The organism is Myxococcales bacterium (genome assembly GCA_012513515.1).
Classification (GTDB): Bacteria; UBA10199; UBA10199; order 2-02-FULL-44-16; family JAAZCA01; genus JAAZCA01.
In genome coordinates, this window is the sequence record JAAZCA010000029.1 from 194,988 (window position 1) to 214,575 (window position 19,588).

Genomic DNA, 19,588 nt, shown 5'->3' on the forward strand with positions numbered 1-19,588 from the left:
CCTGTTTCAAAATCCACCCGAGGATCTGCTCACTATATAAAACATGGCCTACAAAAAAGGCCCCGTCATTTGACGGAGCCTTTTTGAAAATAATTTCAATTCAGCATCACACCTCTTCAACTTCGCTCTCATGACCGAAGGCATCCTTACGCGAAAGCCTTATCTTGCCGCTTTCGGCATCGATCTCGAGAACCTTGACCACGACCTCGTCTCCGACCTTGAGGACATCGGATACCTGTTTGATCCTGGAATTGTCGATCTGGGATATGTGAAGCAGGCCGTCGACCTTCGGAAAAATTTCGACGAAGGCACCGAAATCGGCTATGCGAACGACCTTACCTCTGTAGTACTTGCCAGCATCGGGGGATGCGGTGGCACGCTTGATAAGCTTCAAAGCGAGATTGCCGGATGCCTGGTCCGTCGCACCGACCACGACCGTTCCGTCGTCCTCGATGTCGATCGTGACGCCGGTCTCTTCGACTATCTTGCGGACGTTCTTTCCGCCAGGGCCGATGAGGTCTCCGATCCTGTCGACCGCTACCTTTATTATCGTAAGCTGAGGCGCATACGGCGAAAGGGCCTTGCGCGGAAGCGCGAGGGTTTCTTCCATCTTCGAAAGTATGTGCAACCTCGCATCGCGAGCCTGACGAAGCGCCTTATTGAGGATCTCTTTATCGATACCGCTTACCTTTATATCCATCTGAATGGCGGTAACTCCCTCGGCGGTTCCAGTGACCTTGAAGTCCATGTCGCCGAGATGATCCTCGTCGCCGAGGATATCCGTGAGTACCGCGGTAGTGTTTCCTTCCTGAATGAGCCCCATCGCAACGCCGGCAACCGGCGCCTTGATAGGAACTCCGGCATCCATCAGCGCAAGCGTCCCGCCACAGACGGTGGCCATCGAAGATGAACCATTGGACTCAAGGACTTCGGAGACTATTCGTATCGTGTACGGAAACACGCTTTCGTCCGGCAGAACCTTCCTAAGCGATCTCTCAGCAAGTGCGCCGTGACCTATCTCTCGCCTGCCCGCACCGCGCAAAAACTTCACTTCGCCAACCGAAAACGGCGGGAAGTTATAATGAAGCATGAACTTCTTGTAGTAATCCTCAGTAATATTTTCTATCAGCTGCTGATCCTTTTTTGTTCCAAGGGTTATCGTCGCAAGTGCCTGCGTCTCACCTCTCGTGAAGATCGCCGAACCGTGAGCCCTTGGCAGATAGCCTACATCGCATGATATCGGACGGACATCGGTCAACCCTCTGCCATCGATCCTCTTGCCATCCTTCACTATCATATTCCTTACCAAGTCGCGTTTGATCTCGCCGAACATCTCTTTGACTTCGTCCGTGAGCTTTCCATCGTCATCCGGCGGAACGAGTTCGGCAACGATCGCGGCCTTTAATTCATCCAACGCCGCGTACCTCTCCTGTTTTGTCGGGATCGTAACTGCTTTGAGCAGCCTATCGCTCAGGGCGGCCTCGAGCTTTTTTCTGATATCGGACAGATCGGGCAAAACAGGATCCTCCCACTTCTGTTTACCAACCTCTTTTTGAAGATCGAGCTGCACATCGATTGCAGGCTGCATCTCCGCATGAGCGAAGAGCAGCGCATCAACGAGATCACCTTCGGAGACCACGTTTGCGCCACCTTCAACCATCACGATCGCATCGCGGCTTCCGGCGACTATCATGTCGATATCGCTCTCCTGCCTCTGCGCGTAGGTCGGATTGATGATGAACTTTCCATCTATTCTTCCAACCCGGACGCCGGCAATCGGACCTTTGAACGGGTAAGGAGAAAGAGTCAGCGCCGCGGAAGCGCCGATGATGCCGAGGATGTCAGGATCTAGCTCGGGATCGGCGGAGAGCACGGTCGCTATCACCTGCGTCTCATTATAATATCCTTCCGGGAAAAGCGGCCTGACCGGACGATCTATGAGGCGGCTGATGAGGGTCTCCCTTTCGGTCGGCCTTCCCTCCCTCTTAAAAAATCCCCCCGGAAATTTGCCCGCCGCGAAGGTCTTCTCGACGTAATCCACCGAGAGCGGAAGGAAGGAGCGATTTTCGGAAGGCTCCTTTCTAGCCTGCGCGGTGACAAGCACCAAGTTGTCACCATATCTGACGGTTACAGAGCCTTCGGCCTGTTTGGCTATGCGCCCCGTTTCGATAGTCAGGGCCTTACCGCCCAACTGTATTTCGACTTTCTTAACCATAACTTTCTCCTTTTGAATCGCCGATAACAGTTCCCATCAGTTAACATCGCCCTGCGATGCACCCAGTCCACAAACCGCTGGAATGGAGCTTCGCAAGCCGGTGTTAACAGACGTTAACCGTTATCGGATATGTTGATAACAAATCGTAATCTCCGGAAATAATCATTCGGCGAGACTCAGGAGGGTGATAACTGATAACTTAAAAAAAAGCTCGCCTCTTATCCAGGCGAGCTGTTGTTAAAATTATCAGCACCCTCCTCGTTCAAAAGCCGACCCTTACTTCCTTATGCCGAGCCTAGCGATGAGATCCCTGTAGCGGCTGTCATCGACCTTCTTGAGATAGCTCAAAAGCTTACGTCGGCGCCCAACCATCATCAGCAGACCGCGGCGGCTGGCATGATCTTTCTTATGAGCGTCGAAGTGCCCGGCAAGCTTGTCAATCCTCTTCGTGAGGATGGCGACCTGCACCTCAGGCGAACCGGTGTCACCTTCGTGCGTGCGGTAGCTGTCGATCAACTCTTTTTTCGTCTGTTGCGTCATTGTCATAGTGGAGGGCTCCCCTATCATGTGCTCTTGGCGCTGTAAAGCTATTTTTAAAGAATTTTTAAAGAAAATGAATAATTTCAAGGAACCTCTGAAAAGCTAGCTGTAACAATAACTTCGACCATGGAGAATTGAGCATCGACCAAAAGATCAAGAAGCTAGAATCTAGAAGTGAGAAGCGAGATTTCTACAGGCGAGATTTTTCTAGCTTCTAGCCTCTCGCTTCTAGCTTCTGTTTTTCCCCGGTCACGGCTGTTACTGGATCCCCGATTACACCACTCGGGGATGACAACCTTTTCGCCATTCGGGGATGACAAGCGCATAGCTTTTAGAGACCCCCTGAATTTGCTGATTTTTCGGAGGTTACTCAACATCAAATCGCTATCAGGACCCTTTTCCAAAGCCCCGCATCCAATTTTAAGTCATCCAATGTAACCGCTTGAGAAATATCAAATTTTCCGCTTTTAAGGCGCCTTATTCTTGAGGCATGGCCGCAGGAGCCAATACGCTCCCCAAGATCCCTGCAAAGACTCCTGACGTAGGTGCCGGCCATACATTCAAGCTTCATATGAATATCATCGTCACAACTATTTATTATAGATATACTTTTTATTTCAACTGCGCGAGGCTCCAGCTCTATCTTTTCCCCAGCATATGCGGCATGATATGCACGCTGTCCGGCCACCTGAATCGCAGAGTAAATGGGTGGAACCTGCATTATCTTCCCTATAAAATCGGGGATAGAGGCCTTGAGGCGTTCCAACGCATCAGATGAAACCGCCGAGGTGGAAAGCACCTCGCCCTGATCATCATCGGTGGAGGTCTTGACTCCGAGCTTCAACACGAATTCATATACCCTTTCCCCGCCTGAAAGGCTCGAGGCAAGTTTGGTCGCCCCATTTATCACCAAGGGAAGGACGCCGGTCGCGGCGGGATCGAGCGTGCCAAGATGTCCTACCTTCCTGGCCCCTGTGATACGCCTCACTATCGCGACTATATCATGCGAAGTAAAACCGGCGGGTTTATCGACTACCAATACTCCATCGATCATGGCTAAAACCTATTCTCCAAGCTCTTTCTTTACGATCTCCTCGAGCGAACGCTTGGCCTCGCCAAGTGGAAGCTTTATCCTGGCGCCCGCCGCCCTGGCATGACCGCCACCTCCGAAAAATCTGGCGACCTTCGCCACATCGACGATATCCTTGGATCTCAAACTCACCTTAGTCAGCTCAGGTTCCACCTCACGGAAGAGCGCGGAAACTTCAACTCCCGCGATTGAACGCGGGTAGGTCGCGAACTCCTCCGAATGTTCCATCGATGCCCCGCTATCTAACAGCATCTTCTGCGAAATTTCCATGCTGCAGTATTTCCCGTTCATCCCTACGGAGATCGTCGAAAGCGACAGCGCAAGAAGGCGAATTGTTTCGATCGGGCGGGACTCTTCGAGATTTTTCGCTGAAGCCCAGGGATCGGCGCCGAGTTTCACCAGCCTGGAAGCCATCTCGAGCGAATGGGCCGAAGTATTGGAATATTTGAAAAAACCGGTATCAACTACGAGAGTCGTGTATATACACTGCGCTATATCCGGCGTAATCTCGAATCCTGCCTCCTCGAGAAGGTGCATGACGACCTCGCCCGTCGAGGCAGCCGCCTTGTCGATGAGCAGCAGATCGGCCTCGGCCTTCTCGAGCAGATGGTGGTCTATGCAGATGAAGATGTCAGCATCCTTCAAGGCCGCAAACTCTTCAGATATCCGGCTGCGCTGGGCACAATCGAGCATTATCGCCATATCGAAGTGACGGTCCGCAGGAAATTCCCTCCGAATCTTTTCGGCTTCCGGTAAAAAGACAAGGTTGAAGGGAACTCCGTCCTTGCTGTACATAAGGACGTCCTTCCCCATCCTGCGGAGCGCTATACCCAGAGCGAGGATGGACCCTATTCCGTCACCGTCCGGATTGAGATGGGAAGCTATGATGAACGAACGGGCTTTTTTTATCTCATTCGCCAGCGCTCCATAACCTAGATCCTTTGACATTTCAGCGCCCTCCGGAAAGCGCATCTATTTTTTCGCAAAGCTCGATGGATTCATCGAAGAAGAATTTCAGATCGGGAACGAACTTCAAGGCAAGCGCACTGCCGATTTCCCTCTTTAAAAATCCCTTTGCGCTCTCGAGGCCGGAAGCTGCGCTCAACTTCAATTCGTCGTTCGTGTCGTACATATGGAAATAGACGTAAGCAATTCGCAGGTCCTTGGTCATCCTGACCCTGGTGATGCGCACATTCACAAGCCTCGGGTCGGCAATACGCATGACGAGGGACTCATTGATCATCATGTATATCTCATCGGCTATTCTGTCGCCTCTGCTATACGGTAAATTCTTTGACATCGCTTTAAACCTCTACCTCCCACAAGCGCCTGAAAAAAAACCTCACTGCAAAATAGTATTTTTACAGAACGGCTGCGGTTTTTTCTATGATATAGGCCTCGATCACATCGCCTATCTTTATGTCGTTGAAGTTTTCGAGTCCGATTCCACATTCGTAACCTTCGGCAACCTCTTTTGCATCATCCTTGAACCTCTTCAGAGATGAAAGCTTACCTTCGAATACGACGACCTGGTCGCGAACCAGCCTGCCGAAAGCATTACGCTGTATTTTACCCTGAATGACATAACATCCGGCGATAGCGCCGACCTTGGATATCCTGAATACGTTTCTGACCTCGGCAGCGCCGATTTCGACCACCTTCTCGTCAGGAGAAAGAAGGCCTGCCATGGCCTTTTTTACATCATCGATCATCTCATAGATTATTCTGTAGGTCCTTATCTCGACGCCGTCGGCAGCAGCTGCAGACCTGGCTTTTCCGTCCGGCTGAACGTTGAAACCAAGTATGACAGCCTCGGAAGCCGCAGCGAGCATGACATCGCTCTCTACAATTCCACCAACTGCGGAATGCAGGACTTTTAATTTCACTTTGTCGGTGGAGAGTTTTTCCAGAGCGTCCTTAACCGCCTCAGCGGAACCATGGACATCCGACTTGATTATCACTCCAAGTTCCTTGCTCTCGCCCTCGGAAAGTCGCGCCGACAGATCTTCCAAAGAGATATGTATGTCGCTAGATAGACCCCTCTTGCGCATCTTCTCCCTTCTCTGGTCCACCACCATTTTTGCGCTGCGATCGTCGGCAACGCCTACCATATCATCGCCCGCGGTGGGAGTGCCGGAAAGACCCAGGATCTCTACCGGCTGCGAGATATGTGCCTCCTTGACCGGCTTGCCTTCATGGTCGAACATAGCCCTGACTTTTCCATCTACGCTTCCGCAAACGATATAGGATCCGACCTTGAGCGTACCTTCCTGGATAAGTACGGTAGCCACAGGCCCCCTGCCCTTATCAAGTCTGGCTTCTATGACGACTCCCTTGGCGCGGATGGTGGGATCGGCTTTGAGGTCGAGCATCTCCGCCTGAAGAAGGACCATCTCCAAAAGCCTGTCGATCCCTTCGCCGGTTTTTGCGGAGGTATGTACGCATATGACATCCCCGCCCCACTCTTCAGGGACAAGTCCGTGTTCCGTAAGCGCTTGGCGAATCCTGTCGGGCTGAGCCTCATGCTTGTCCATCTTGTTGATCGCCACGATGATCGGAACACCGGCCGCCTTGGAGTGATCTATAGCCTCGATTGTCTGAGGCATTATTCCATCGTCGGCAGCGATCACCAGAATAACTATATCCGTCAATTGGGCGCCGCGGGCTCGCATCATCGTGAAAGCTTCATGGCCAGGGGTGTCCAAAAATGTAATATTCCCCTTACTGTGTTTCACCTCGTATGCGCCTATGTGCTGGGTGATTCCGCCAGCCTCACGATCTGCTACGCTGCTCTTCCTTATGTAGTCCAACACTGAGGTTTTGCCATGATCGACGTGACCCATGACAGTAACTACAGGCGCCCTCGGTACAAAATTTCCTGCCGAAGCGCGAGCTTCGGGTTCGGCGAGTATTTCCTCTTCCCTGAACGCGGTGTTTTCAACCGTGAACCCGTTTTCCTCTGCGATCAGCTGTGCCGTATCAACATCTATGTGCTGGTTGATCGTAGCCATGACTCCAAGGGAGATCAGCCTTTTGATGATATCCGCAGCTTTCACGCCAAGGGTCTGGGATAACGCCGAGACGCTTATCTCGCCCTCTATCCGAATGATCTTCTTGATCGCCTTTCTTTCAGTGATCTGAGTTTTCTTGAAATCCTTGCGTACGGTTTTTTTCTTTCGCCCGGAGATAGCTGGTTGAAAAACCCTATCCCCCACAGCGGCAGCCGAAGGCTCCATGTCATCTTCGGTATATTTTTTGAGACCTCCCGCGCGCTGTATGGCCTCCATCTCCAGCTCGTCACGGCTTTTCTTTCTGCGAGTCCTTTTGAATTTATCACGCCAATCTTCCTTGAGGCTGATGATCTCGACCGTCCCATCGGCAGCGACTGTCGTTTGCTGAGGAGTCGGAGCCGGGCGCTCCAGAACTATGTGTCCCACAACGCCTATCTTCTTTTCGGCCTCGCTCGGGGCTTTCAGTTTTAAACCTTCATCTGCAGCAACGGATTCACCACCTTCATCTCTTGGCTCTGCTTTTTCGGAGGGAATTTCCTGTGGAGTTGCCTCCTGAACTATCTGTTCCGGCTTCGGCTCGGCAGCCGGCTGCTTTTCGGCAGTCTCTTGCGGTGCAGCTTCGGGTTGAAGGACTTGTTGAGTTGCGGACTCGACCGCAGATTCCTCCTGTGCAGGCTGCACAGGGACTTCCGGCTCGACGACCTTCTTGGCCCTTCGCCTGATTATCGTCGTGGTAACCCTTTTCTCAACGACTTTCGTTGCCGATTCACTATTCTCGTTTTTAAGCTCTTCAGACATGCCTGGTTCCTTCTTTTACTCTGGTTGTTTTAATCTCTCTAAAAAATCAGCTCGCCGAATCTTCCCCTTCGGAGGCCGACTCGGAAGAATCAGCAATATCCTCAGCTGCTGCTGCGGCCATGGCGGCTTCCTCCGCCAACCTGGCTTCCTCCTCAGCGGCCTTGCGAGCCTTCTCCTCTGCCTCCTCCACCTTCAGCATTTCGGATATCATGGCCTCGGTGCTCTTTCCCTCCGCCAAAGCAACTCGCGCCATCTCATGCAGACGTTTCGCGTTATCCTCGCTGATACCGGGAACCTGTTTGAACTCCTCGAAGTCGGAATTGCCTATGTCTTCAAAGCTCCTGAAGGTATGCGAATAGAGGAGCATGGCCATGCTCGCATCGATGTCCAGGACGTCGCACAGAACCTTGCGCGCACGTTCGGCGACCTTCTCGATCTTGGTCTCGCTGAAGACATCGATATTCCATCCGGTCAGCTGGGCAGCAAGGCGCACGTTCTGACCCCGCCTGCCTATAGCCAGCGAAAGCTGGTCATCCGGAACGACGACTTCCATAACATGCTCGCGTTCTCTGATGATTACCTTCACAACCTCTGCGGGAGCAAGGGCGTTGCAGACAAAGCGCGCAGGATCATTTTCCCATTCGACGATATCTATCTTTTCACCTTTCAGCTCGCTGACGACGTTCTGGACTCTCGCCCCCTTGATCCCTACGCATGCGCCGACGGGATCGACATCCTGATCCTTCGAGTAGACTGCTATTTTGGAACGAACGCCGGGCTCTCTCGCCGCACAACGTATCTCGACTATTCCTTCAGCTATTTCCGGAACCTCCATCGTAAAAAGCCCGGTCAAAAGCCCCAAGTGCTTTCTGGAAAGGACTACCGCCGGGCCGCGCCCTTCCCTGTCGATCCTCAGGAAGTACCCCTGCAGGCGCTCTCCGGCACGATAGCTCTCGCTCGGGACCTGTTCGACCTTTGGCAGTACAGCCTCGGTGCGCCCGAGGTCTATGACGATATCGCCTTTTTCAAAGCGGCGTACTACTCCGGTGATGAGCTCGCCGAGCCTGTCCTTGAATTCATCATAGACAACTTGGCGCTCAGCGTCGCGAACCTTCTGGATGACAACCTGCTTGGCGGTCTGCGCGGCAATCCTTCCGAAGACGGAGGGGTCCATCTTGACGCCTATGCTGTCTCCGATCTCGGCCTCCGGATCTAGCTCCCTCGCCTTTGAAAGATCCATCTCGACGTTCTCATCGGCGACCGTTTCAACGGCCGTCTTGAACTGAAAGAGCTCTATTTCGCCGAAATCTTCGTTGAAGTGGGCCTCGAGGTCCCCGAGGTAGCCCCACTTTTTTCGGGCTGCGCTGAGAAACGCCTCCTCAATGGCCGTTATGAGCATCTCGCGCGGTATGCCCTTGTCTTTACTTACCTGATCGAGCACCTTACCTAGATTCTGAAACATTCCCGAACTCATACTATCCTCCGGCATTGCATTTCCATTTTGTTCCCTTCTTTTGTGATTTAAAGGGGTCCTCATCTATCCGGGCCTTGCCAAGCTCGGCGATGGGTACATTATAATTTTTCCCGTCTATCGTCACCACGACGTCATCACCGCTGAGACCGACGAGTTCTCCTTTGAAATTGCTCCTGCCACCTACTGGATTCCTGGTCTTCATCCTAACGATCGAACCGGCATATCTTTCGAAATCCTCTCGCTTCCTCAAGGGACGGTTTATTCCGGGGGAAGAGATTTCCAGGACATATTTTTCGGGTATAAGCTCTTCTACCTCTATCAGATCCTCGACGGCATGTGAGGCTGCCGAACAATCGTCAATCGTAACTCCCCCCGGCCTATCTATATAGATGCGCAGAATCCTCCGCCCCCCCTCCACAGCAAACTCCCTATCCACCAGCTCATATCCGAGATTTGCCAGTACGGGGGAGACCAGGTCCTCGATCTTAGTGAGTATTACGGCACTATCCATTCCCTTAGCGTCTCTTTTCCGTGTTAGACCAAAAAAAATGGGCTCCCGCAGGGCCCAAAGAAGAAAACTCGATGAGGTTTGATACGGGCGGGACTATATATACAAAGCTGAAAGAGGCGCAAGGAAAAAGTTAATTATTTTCATAGGGAAAGCTTCGGAGAGAAGGTCTCGAATATGATGAAACTCCTGTAAAAAATCACAAAATGCCGGGGGTCGGCATGGGAAGCGTCACAAAATCCGAAAGGTTATCATCGCTGTCAGCCCCGCCTACCCGGGAAAGGCTGGAACCAGCCGGAACCCTCGGGGCAGGTTCTCCCTCGAGACAGGGAAGCCCGCTATCAACGAACCGGGAGGTTACATCACCGTAGCCGAGCGCATCCACAACCCTTCCCGAAGCATCGACGAGTATCGCGCAGTCCGGACCATTTTGTGGGTCGAAATTCTCCACATGATTCGCCCCCTCCACAAAGCTCTCCCTGCTCGATCCGGTCTTCGCGTCGGCGATCAGAAAAATCCCGTCATCGGGGATGATGGATTTAGCGGGAAGCCTGATGGTATCCTTTACGGCGCCATCGTCCCCATTTGCAAGGTAGATGGCATATCCGGATATCTCTTTGTTGGGCTCGCCAAACAGCTCTATGAAGACATTTCCATTTGTATCGACCCCTGGCACATCGTACAAAATCTCATTTATCACCAGATATGATGGCCTCTCCGGCGGGGCGGGCTTGTAGCTTCCACCCCCGCTGGGACTCGTTTCTCCGGGGTAGTGCGACCCATCCCAACCTTCCCCTCCCTCCGAAACGATAAATCTGCTCACGAATGGAGAGTGTATGCGCACGGGGTTCTGGGAAAGCGGCACAAGCTTCTCGCTGAAGACGAGCCTTGTAACCACGATCGCATATTCACCGGGATGGTAAGGGTCGAGACTTTCGAACGACACCACCTTGCCGTCATCGCTGACATGGAAACGCCCAGCCCTGCCTATCAAATCCCCCTCTATCGCACTTTCAGATATATCCTCATCGGATTCTTCCCCCTGCGCCTCGACCACCACGACAGATTTGGAGTCTATGCTGTCCGGATACACAGGCTCGGAAAATTCGATCTCTATCCTCTCATAGGGCGACGCAAAGGACATCCGTTCCGGAAAAACTGAGACGACCCTGGGCTGCGAATCGGAGAGCATGGAGATATCGGGAACCGAAACGCCGCCGCATCCTGAAAATAAAAATATCAAAAGTATGACAGCTCCAGTATAGATTGATCTTTTCATACCTTCTCCCTTCCCGATTTAAACCCTCGATATTCAATCGATCTGTTTTCCGAACCAGCCGCCCGTCATCGCATCGAGCGCCGCCGTAGCCTCCCGCATAGCCACCTCCTTCATGAAAAGCTCCCGTTTCAGCGTCCCCCTGTCGGCATTTTCGGAACGGAGTTCTTTCTTTATGAAGTCTATTTCACCAGCAAAGCGCTCGCGGTCGTAGTAGCTTTTACTCACCTCTGAGAGAAGGGTCTGTCTCTCCCTCGCGAGATTTCTTGCCTCCGCCGAGATCGCTAATGAATCGCGGCTGAAGAGAGCCTCCCCCAAATGCCAGGTAGCCCTGACCTCCACGTTCTGACCCAGATCGTTGTTGTAGCCGTATTTGCCCTCGTCGGGGCCGACCATAACGCCGGCGCTTCCGACATAAACATTATCATTGACGTCGACGGCGACTACGTCCCTCGCGCGGCGCTGATACCCGACCTCCAGCTTCGGAAGCAGCGCCTGAAGCTTCACCCTCTTGCGCCATGAGGATATCTCCTCAGGCTCGAGGCGGGCGTGCGCGATCGCCCTCGCCTGCACCTCGGATATGGAGGGAATTGGGGGTTCGCCCGTTGTACTTTCGTACGTGGATTTGGCTGGCGCAATGGCAAGAATGAGGAGGGCGATCGCACAAATTTTCATAACCGAAGGACAAAGCAATCGCTGTGCCATAAAAACTTTTTATTTTTCGCCGCCCAGCATGAATGAAGGTGCAGCAAAATCATCCAACCTGCTCGTTATCAGTCAGGAGGTCATGCGCCTCCACTCCGGGCATCAGCTGGCAAAGCCCTTCTGATCGCAATCCGAAGGGGATTCAAAACGGGCCTGGATATTGCAAAGCCACGCGCACGATGAAGAGAATAGCAGCAATATTCGCATCATTTATTTTTTCAGCTGCCGCATGCGGGCCGGCGCTGGGGCCCGAGGATTTCTTCGAAGACCGGAACAAAAGGGACGAGTCAGAGGAATCACACCACGAAAGCAGAATGGAGATAATCTTTTTCGACGTCGGACAGGGGGAGGCCGCACTGATAAAAACTCCGTCCGGCAGGGGGATATTGATAGACGCAGGCCCAGCGGGCGCAGGAAAGGATAAAATACTCCCCTACCTTATATCTTCGGGGCCGAGAAGGATAGAACACATATTCATCTCACACTATCACGCCGACCATATTGGATCTCTTTCAGAATTGTTAGGACAAGGCTCGATACATCTTGCGGGAAAAATCATGGATCGCGGAAACTACCCATTGGATGACGACCTGGAGGAATTCGCACCATATTGCGAGGCCTTCGATCAGCTTAGAAGCAGCACCTCGGCCGGAGAAAAATTCTCGATAGACGAAGTGGAAATTGAGGTGGCGGCATCCGGCGGAATGCTTTCGGATGGCAGGATAATCGAAACGGGAAATCCGCCGGACGAAAACGCGCTAAGTCTCGCTTTAATCGTTCGTTTCGGGGAATTTTCAGCCTACTTCGGCGGAGACCTTACCGCTGGCGGAGGAGATCCCCCGAACAGATCCCCCGACGTGGAAGGTCCACTCGCCGAGGTAATCGGCGAGATCGATCTGATCAAGGTATCGCATCACGGCAGCAAAAGCAGCACCTCAGCAAAATTTCTAGACGCCACATCCCCGTCCGCAGCCATAATATCGGTCGGCGACGGGAACGGATTCGGACATCCGGACCAATCCGTCATAAGCGCGATGCTGGACCGCGGGATCGAGGTTCATCAAACCGAGCGCGGCGCAACGCTGGATCCCGGGGTAAATATCTCCAACGGCGACATCCTGATAACGGCATCCAAGGATGGCAGCTTCGAAATCTTCCATTTCTGAAGGAAATTCGTTTTTTATCAAAAAATTCTTGAGATGAGATCAAAGCTAACCTATGACTTTTATGCCGCACACAAAAACCGGAGGAACTCATATGTTCATCAATCAAGGACGCCACTCAGGCTGGATCGAGGTAATATGCGGCCCGATGTTCTCGGGGAAGACAGAGGAACTGATAAGACGGCTCAAACTCTCCATGATCGCCAAACAGAAAGTTCAGATATTCAAACCGACGACCGATGACAGATATAGCGAAGAGCATATAGTTTCCCACAACGAACAGAAATTTCTTTGCACCCCTGTTACCTCCCCCGAAATGATACTCGACAGGGTGCGAGAGCATACGCACGTCGTAGGAATAGACGAAGCACAGTTCTTCGACATCGGAATCGTCGAACTCTGCCAGACGCTGGCCAACAGGGGGAGAAGAGTTATCATAGCAGGTCTCGACCAGGATTATCTCGGCGTCCCCTTCGGGCCGATGCCGGAGCTGATGGCGATCGCCGAATCGGTGCTGAAGCTCAAGTCGATATGCATGGTCTGCGGCGGACTCGCCTCAAGAACTCAGCGCCTGGTACAAAATTCGAATCAGGTTCTAGTCGGGGCAAAGGAACACTACGAGGCCAGATGCAGGGCCTGCTTCGACCCTGAGCTCGCCTCCGCAGAGGACGCCCCAAAAACCGCGGTTTCAAACACCGCGAATTCCACTCCAAGTCACACCTCAGGTTAATTCTCATCCTTCAACGACGGGGGAAAGATGAAAAATTGGTTAAGGGGAATATTCGATCTTGAAAGCAACCAGACCGACTTGAGGACTGAGCTGATAGCCGGACTCACTACATTTCTCACGATGGCTTACATCTGCTTCGTCAACCCGAACATACTCAAAGCGGCGGGGATGCCATTTGGCGCGGTCATGACTGCGACCTGCCTCTCAGCAGCCGTCGGCTCCATACTGATGGGGATATATGCAAATCTTCCGATAGCCCTGGCACCGGCTATGGGAACGAATGCCTACTTCGCATTCTATGTATGCGGAGTGATGGGAATAAACTGGCAGACGGCCTTGGGCGCCGTATTTCTCTCCGGCGTTGGCTTTTTACTCCTTACGCTGACAAATCTTCGGGTCAAGATAATGGATGCGATACCGGATTCCATGAAACATGCGGTAGCCGCCGGCATAGGAATATTCATAGCCTTCGTCGGACTCCAGCAGGCCGGAGTGATAGTCAAGAATGAACAGGTGCTGGTCGGCCTCGGCAACGTTTCCAGCAAGGAAGTCCTGGTGACGCTGGCCGGGTTTATCATCACCGGTTTTTTTCTCGCTCGAAAAATAAAAGGTGCACTGATGTGGGGAATCCTTACAACTACTGCACTGGCGATAGCGGTCGGGGTGTCGAAAATGCCGGAGGCGATTCTGTCGATGCCGCCATCGATGTCGGAGACATTCGGAGCGATGGATATAAAAGCGGCATTCAAAATAGGACTTTTTCAGATAATCTTCGCCTTCCTGTTCGTGGATCTCTTCGACACGCTGGCGACGCTGATCGCGGTCTCTGATCAGGGCGGCCTGATGAAAACCGGAAGCGATGGCCGTCTCCATCTCCCGCGCGTCGGCAGAGCTCTTACATCCGATGCCATAGCGACGATAGCAGGAGCGGTCTTTGGAACCTCCACAACGACGAGCTACATCGAAAGCACTGCAGGAATAGCGGCCGGAGGAAAAACCGGTCTCACTTCCGTCGTAGTGGGGGTCTTATTTCTTCTCATGTTATTCATATCCCCAGTAATCGGGATCGTGCCGGCACAGGCCACGACTCCGGCTCTCGTCATAGTATGCATCTTCATGATGAAAAGCCTGTCCAAGATCGACTGGAACGATTACACTGAAGCGATACCCGCCGTAGTTACCTGCCTCGCGATTCCGCTGACATTTTCCATATCCAACGGGCTCGCCTTGGGATTCCTGCTCTACCCAGTCCTCAAGCTCATCACCGGCAGGTGGAGGGAAGTAAACTGGATGGTCTATCTGCTTGGCGCACTATTCATGTTCAAATTCATATTTCTCGGAAGCTCGGGAGAATAGCTTACGAAACTTTTTAGAAATTAGCGAATTTGCCATCCCCGAGCGACGAAAAGGTCGTCATCTTAATCTTAATCCTAATCTTAACCTTAATAACGATATTTTCGAATATAAGCTAATCTTACAAAATGCTGATCAAAGATCAGCGATCAGGATTCGACCCCCTCCCGCAACGACCGTGACTTGTGACTCGTAACTGGTGAACGGTCGGAACGGGATTCCCGTCTGCCCCGCGCGGTAGCGGTGGTTTGCCCCGCGTTAGCGGCGGCTTACAGCATGCGGGAATGACGGCGTGATTGTCATCCCCGAGTGCTTTAATCGGGGATCCCGTAACAGCCGTGACTGGGAAAAACAGAAGCTAGAAGCGAAAGGCTAGAAGCTAGAAAAACCTCGCCTGTAAAAATCTCGCTTCTCACTTCTAGATTCTAGTTTCTTGATTTTTCCGCTTTCCGATTAGATATCTTTGCAAGTCATAAATACTGTGTTAATTTGCGGCTTCGAAAAGGGGAAACGATGAACGTCTATCTTCTCGCAGTAATAGCATATCTGGCTTTGATGATCGCGATAAGTGCCTACAAGAGCAGATCTATCAAGGGTCAGGATGATTTCATGGTTAGTAACAGGAACGTCTCGACATTCATGCTGGTAACGACGCTCATCGCAACATGGACCGGGGCCGGCAGCCTGATAGGAGGCGCAGGGCTCGCCTACAGACAGGGGTTTTCCGAGCTCTGGATGTCAGTAGGGGCGTGGTTCGGCATACTGCTGGTATATTGGTTCGCAGGGAGGGTAAGGCACATATCACAGTTCACCCTCCCCGACATACTTGAAAAGAGATATAACGGATTCGCCAGGGCAATCGGATCCCTCGCCATTATTATCGCCTACCTAACCATAGTGGGCTATCAGTTAAAGGGCGGTGCCTTCGTACTGGAGCTCACCACCGGAATACCGTGGCAAAGCGGGGTCACCGTAATAGCGGTCTTTGTAATACTTCTTACGGCGCTGGCCGGAATGAAATCCATCGTCACTATAGATCTCATAAACGGCATACTTATAATAGCCGCAATAGTCGTGGCGGTTCCCATACTCTTCTTCGACCTCGGAGGATTCGAGGCAGTCGTAGCCGCCCTTCCGCCAGAACACTTCTCCATCATGGGCGGGCATAACATCATCTGGGCGATGGCTGTATTTTTTCCGGTATTTCTGCTGCTGATAGGCGAACCCTCGATGTACCAGAAGTTCGCCTCAGCAAAAGATGAAAAAAGCGCACGCAGATCGGTAATAGGATGGATCATCGGAATCATTATCGTCGATACCCTCATCTGCACGCTCGCAATCCTGGGACGTGTAAAATTCCCTCACCTGGGAGCAGACGGCAACGCTGAAAGGGTGATACTCGATATCGCCCGATTCGGCCTACCGACGTGGGCGGGATTCCTGCTCCTGGCTGGCGCCCTCGCCATAGTCTTTTCGACAGCTAATTCCTTCCTGATGGCACCGGCGACAAACGCGACACGCGACATAATACAGAGGTTCATCGCTAAAGGAATGAGCGAAAAAACGGTCGTCATCGTAAACAGGATAGTGCTCATAGTTTTCGGCCTTCTCTCCTACCTTCTCATAACCAGATTCAGCAATGTTCTCACCATGGCGCTAACGGCCTACACAATGATAGGGGCGGCAATAACTCCGGCGGTATTCGCCGCATTCTTCTGGAAGAGGGTCACCACCGCCGGAGGAGTATCGGCGATAGTCGGCGGAATGACGGGAACGATAGCGGCAAAAATCCTCTCGGATAAACCGTCGGTACAAGCTTACTTTGAAGGTGCATTCGGCATCCCTGGCGGAGAGCTCGGAGAATACATAATGATTCCAGCCTTCGCAATTTCAGTCACGCTGCTCATCGCCGTTTCGCTTCTGGGCAAGAAACCTCCAGAGGAAAAATGGGCGGTTTTCTTTGAAAAAAATAACGGAGGGAAATAGACATGGCTGCGAAGAATAAGGACTTGAGGTCCGCACTGACAGATGCCCACGCCTACTTCTACATACTGAAAGGCGACGAAATCGAGCGCCTCAAGATGTGGGACATAACCGAAGACTCCATAGTCATCGACCTCCCCCTGAACTCGCCCCTGCGCAAGACGGTGCTCGGCTTCATCCCAACCCTTATGGGCACAGCTATCTACGAAGTTGAGGGAGAGGTCTCGATGGAACCACTCCCCGACCAGATGGAAAAAACGGTCCGGGTGATCGTCAAACCCAGCGACGTCAAAAAAATCAATCGCCGCCTCTTCCCAAGATACAACTTCACTCCGCCCATAGGGATAATCGTAAGCTCTGAACAGGAAATTGACGGAACGGAGGGGAAGATAGTCAACATAAGCGCCGGCGGAGCCAGAATAGAGATGCCAGAACAGCTTAGGCCGGAGATGGACTACATCTTCGAATTCGATATCGAGCTTGACGATGAGATGCATTCATTCATCATATCAGGGAAAATAGTATACGAGATCCCGATGGCTTCGGGATACTCCTACGGAGTGCGATTCGGGGCATCGGAAGATGACAGATGCAGCCCAACCGACGAAGTCCCAATAAGATCTATAGACAGAACCGTCGATCTGATGGCTCTGGTAAACAAGCTGACTGTTCGAGGAAACTAGCGAACACGCGAAGCTGAAAGTGAGGCATTAAAAACAAAAGGCCCCGTATCCCTACGGGGCCTTTCTCTTTTCCTTTTTACCGCGCCAACTATTTGTTGGAGAGGTTGTACTTCTTCACATACGCCCAAAGTTTCTTCGTCATGAGTGACGGAGCGATCGGGGTCGTGCCAAATACGTTCTCAAGCGTGTGCTCTGAGCCCTTGAAGCAGATGCTGTAGCCGCCGAACGCGCCCTTCTTGGATGCGCTCTTCGTGCTCTTTTTCGTCGTTCTCTTCGGGGCCTTCTTCGTGTTCTTGCTTACCATATTTCCTCCTTAAGGAATGTTGTGGATTGCAGACTTGCGGCATTCTATACCATAAGCACATTCGGGAAAGAAGCAAAAAGTGCAGATTCTCACTTTTTTCCCCTCGTAAAAACAGACTTTTTACAATGCAAATTTGACTTATGTAACCTCTGAAAAATCAGCAAATTCAGGGTACCCTCTAAAAACTATGCGCTTGTCATCCCCGAGTGACAAGAAGGTCGTCATCCCCGAATGGTTCTATCGGGGATCCCGCAAGAACCGTGACTGGTGACTGGTGAACGGTCGGAACCCCGCGGTAGCGGCGGCTTACAGCGTGCGGGAATGACATTCATGGTGTCATCCCCGAATCTTCGTCTTAACCTTAATAACGATATTTTCGAATATAATCCAGCCTTACAAAGGGCGGATCAAAGATCAGCGACAATGGACCATTGACCATTGAACAGCTGCGATCGGTGGTTTTGGTCGATGGTCAATCGTCCATGGTCGAAGTTATTGTTACAGCTAGCTTTTCAGAGGTTCCTTATTTGAATGCTCCGACATAAGGAAGAGATCTGTAGAGCCCCTCGGAATCCAGGCCGTATCCGATGACATATCTGTTGGGAACCTCGAAACCGATGTAGCTGACCACATCCTTCAGACCAGCCCCGGTTTCCTTGTAGAGCAGAGAGGCGATTTTAAGCTTGGCTACCCTCTTACTTTCCATATGGGCAATCAGGTGTCTCAGCGTTCTTCCGGTATCGACTATATCCTCAACCAAAAGCACCGATTTGCCGAAGACGGGCTGCGTCATGTCGAACTCCATACGCACGGCACCCGTGCTCACATCCCCAGAATAGCTCGACACCCTTAGAAAGTCGCAGGTAAGAGGCATCCTAATCCTCCTTACCAGATCGGCCATGAAGATAAAGGAGCCCTTTAGGACGCCAACCACTACGAGGTCATCGCCGGCGAAATCCCGGTCCACAGCAGCAGCGATCTCCCCTATGCGACGCTTTATCTCTTCCTCCGAAACGAGGATATCCACTTTTCGTTCTTGCATCCAAGCCTCCAGATCATCCCAGGTATGAACAGACCTCTTTCGCCGCCTCATGCATATCAGGCGCATCGTAGATAGCCCTCCCCACTATGGCGTGGAAATGCTCCCCGGCGGCCTCGATGGCGGCGTCCACCCTGCCACCTTGGGTCAGAAATCCCGGCGAATAGAAGACGGGGTTGGAACGCTCCCTGATCAACATCTCGCGTATCTTACGTATCGACTCCGGATTGTTCCCGGGAACTACATAGTCGTTGATACCCAGGTTTGCAGCACACTCGTACATCTCGACTATCGCATCATCGGCGATATATCCGCCCTCGCTGCGCAGGTATTTCTTGTGCGTCATCAAACCACCGACGATAACCTCCAGCTCCTCATTTCTCGCAAAATCTATCCAGGCGCGCTCCGTCTCAGGGCCAGCCTGAGGGAAAAGAATGACAGCGTCTATTCCAGCCCGCTTGCAGACCTTGGCGAACGAACTCCCGGTATGAGGGATATCGGTCGCTGCCTTCTGATGATCGTAGATGATCGGCTTGTCGGTATATTTCCTCGCGATTTCGACGGCCTTCGGCAGCCCGATGGAGAGGGCCAGAACGAAGCCCAGCTTGTAGGCACCTATCTCCTTCAGACCTGCGGTCGCCTTCAAAAGCTCTTCGTATTTTTCGACCCCTACATCGCACGCCGGAATTATGCTATGCTTCTCATGGATCAACATT

At 52.2% G+C, this 19,588-nt stretch carries 18 protein-coding genes; 5 read left to right on the plus strand and 13 right to left on the minus strand.

Going from position 1 to position 19,588, the window contains the following annotated elements; genetic code table 11:
- Window positions 1-106: 106 nt before the first annotated feature.
- From pnp to GX659_06500, 10 genes are all read right to left on the minus strand, one after another.
- Entirely contained in the window at window positions 107-2,215 is a 2,109-nt protein-coding gene (pnp, locus tag GX659_06455) for a polyribonucleotide nucleotidyltransferase (GenBank protein ID NLD28425.1), read from the minus strand.
- Between the two features lie 276 nt (window positions 2,216-2,491).
- A complete protein-coding gene (rpsO, locus tag GX659_06460; protein ID NLD28426.1) occupies window positions 2,492-2,761 on the minus strand; it encodes a 30S ribosomal protein S15 in 270 nt (89 codons plus the stop codon).
- A 370-nt stretch (window positions 2,762-3,131) separates the two neighbouring features.
- Window positions 3,132-3,809, minus strand: a complete 678-nt coding sequence (truB, locus tag GX659_06465; protein ID NLD28427.1) for a tRNA pseudouridine(55) synthase TruB — start codon at window positions 3,807-3,809, stop codon at window positions 3,132-3,134.
- Window positions 3,810-3,818: 9 nt separating this feature from the next.
- Window positions 3,819-4,793, minus strand: coding sequence for a bifunctional oligoribonuclease/PAP phosphatase NrnA (locus GX659_06470; GenBank protein ID NLD28428.1), 975 nt, complete (start codon window positions 4,791-4,793; stop codon window positions 3,819-3,821).
- Window position 4,794: 1 nt separating this feature from the next.
- The gene (gene rbfA / locus GX659_06475) at window positions 4,795-5,145 is read right to left on the minus strand and encodes a 30S ribosome-binding factor RbfA (GenBank protein ID NLD28429.1); all 351 of its coding nucleotides are present in this window, start codon (window positions 5,143-5,145) and stop codon (window positions 4,795-4,797) included.
- A gap of 61 nt (window positions 5,146-5,206) precedes the next feature.
- Window positions 5,207-7,654, minus strand: coding sequence for a translation initiation factor IF-2 (gene infB, locus GX659_06480; GenBank protein ID NLD28430.1), 2,448 nt, complete (start codon window positions 7,652-7,654; stop codon window positions 5,207-5,209).
- Window positions 7,655-7,700: 46 nt separating this feature from the next.
- Entirely contained in the window at window positions 7,701-9,116 is a 1,416-nt protein-coding gene (gene nusA / locus GX659_06485) for a transcription termination/antitermination protein NusA (protein ID NLD28431.1), read from the minus strand.
- A 13-nt stretch (window positions 9,117-9,129) separates the two neighbouring features.
- Window positions 9,130-9,639 (minus strand): ribosome maturation factor RimP, encoded by a 510-nt coding sequence (locus tag GX659_06490; protein NLD28432.1) that lies wholly within the window; start codon window positions 9,637-9,639, stop codon window positions 9,130-9,132.
- Window positions 9,640-9,835: 196 nt separating this feature from the next.
- The gene (locus GX659_06495) at window positions 9,836-10,915 is read right to left on the minus strand and encodes a lamin tail domain-containing protein (GenBank protein NLD28433.1); all 1,080 of its coding nucleotides are present in this window, start codon (window positions 10,913-10,915) and stop codon (window positions 9,836-9,838) included.
- A gap of 33 nt (window positions 10,916-10,948) precedes the next feature.
- A complete protein-coding gene (locus GX659_06500) occupies window positions 10,949-11,587 on the minus strand; it encodes a hypothetical protein (GenBank protein ID NLD28434.1) in 639 nt (212 codons plus the stop codon).
- 209 nt (window positions 11,588-11,796) lie between these two features.
- On the opposite strand from GX659_06500, the gene GX659_06505 reads away from it, so the two are divergent.
- The 5 genes from GX659_06505 to GX659_06525 all read left to right on the plus strand — a co-directional run bounded on the left by GX659_06505 (window position 11,797) and on the right by GX659_06525 (window position 17,529).
- On the plus strand, window positions 11,797-12,783 hold the full coding sequence (locus GX659_06505) for an MBL fold metallo-hydrolase (protein ID NLD28435.1): 987 nt from the start codon (window positions 11,797-11,799) through the stop codon (window positions 12,781-12,783).
- Between the two features lie 91 nt (window positions 12,784-12,874).
- Window positions 12,875-13,510: a thymidine kinase gene (locus GX659_06510; protein ID NLD28436.1), complete on the plus strand. Its 636-nt coding sequence runs from the start codon at window positions 12,875-12,877 to the stop codon at window positions 13,508-13,510.
- Window positions 13,511-13,537: 27 nt separating this feature from the next.
- The gene (locus GX659_06515) at window positions 13,538-14,866 is read left to right on the plus strand and encodes an NCS2 family permease (protein NLD28437.1); all 1,329 of its coding nucleotides are present in this window, start codon (window positions 13,538-13,540) and stop codon (window positions 14,864-14,866) included.
- A gap of 510 nt (window positions 14,867-15,376) precedes the next feature.
- The gene (locus tag GX659_06520) at window positions 15,377-16,849 is read left to right on the plus strand and encodes a sodium:solute symporter family protein (GenBank protein NLD28438.1); all 1,473 of its coding nucleotides are present in this window, start codon (window positions 15,377-15,379) and stop codon (window positions 16,847-16,849) included.
- Window positions 16,850-16,851: 2 nt separating this feature from the next.
- Window positions 16,852-17,529, plus strand: a complete 678-nt coding sequence (locus tag GX659_06525) for a hypothetical protein (protein NLD28439.1) — start codon at window positions 16,852-16,854, stop codon at window positions 17,527-17,529.
- An 88-nt stretch (window positions 17,530-17,617) separates the two neighbouring features.
- Here GX659_06525 and GX659_06530 read toward each other — a convergent pair whose 3' ends face one another.
- The 3 genes from GX659_06530 to GX659_06540 form a co-directional block, all read right to left on the minus strand.
- Complete coding sequence (locus tag GX659_06530; GenBank protein NLD28440.1) at window positions 17,618-17,833, minus strand: hypothetical protein; 216 nt, start codon at window positions 17,831-17,833, stop codon at window positions 17,618-17,620.
- 523 nt (window positions 17,834-18,356) lie between these two features.
- Window positions 18,357-18,875, minus strand: coding sequence for a hypoxanthine phosphoribosyltransferase (gene hpt / locus GX659_06535; protein NLD28441.1), 519 nt, complete (start codon window positions 18,873-18,875; stop codon window positions 18,357-18,359).
- Window positions 18,876-18,888: 13 nt separating this feature from the next.
- Complete coding sequence (locus tag GX659_06540) at window positions 18,889-19,587, minus strand: hypothetical protein (protein ID NLD28442.1); 699 nt, start codon at window positions 19,585-19,587, stop codon at window positions 18,889-18,891.
- Window position 19,588: the final 1 nt, after the last annotated feature.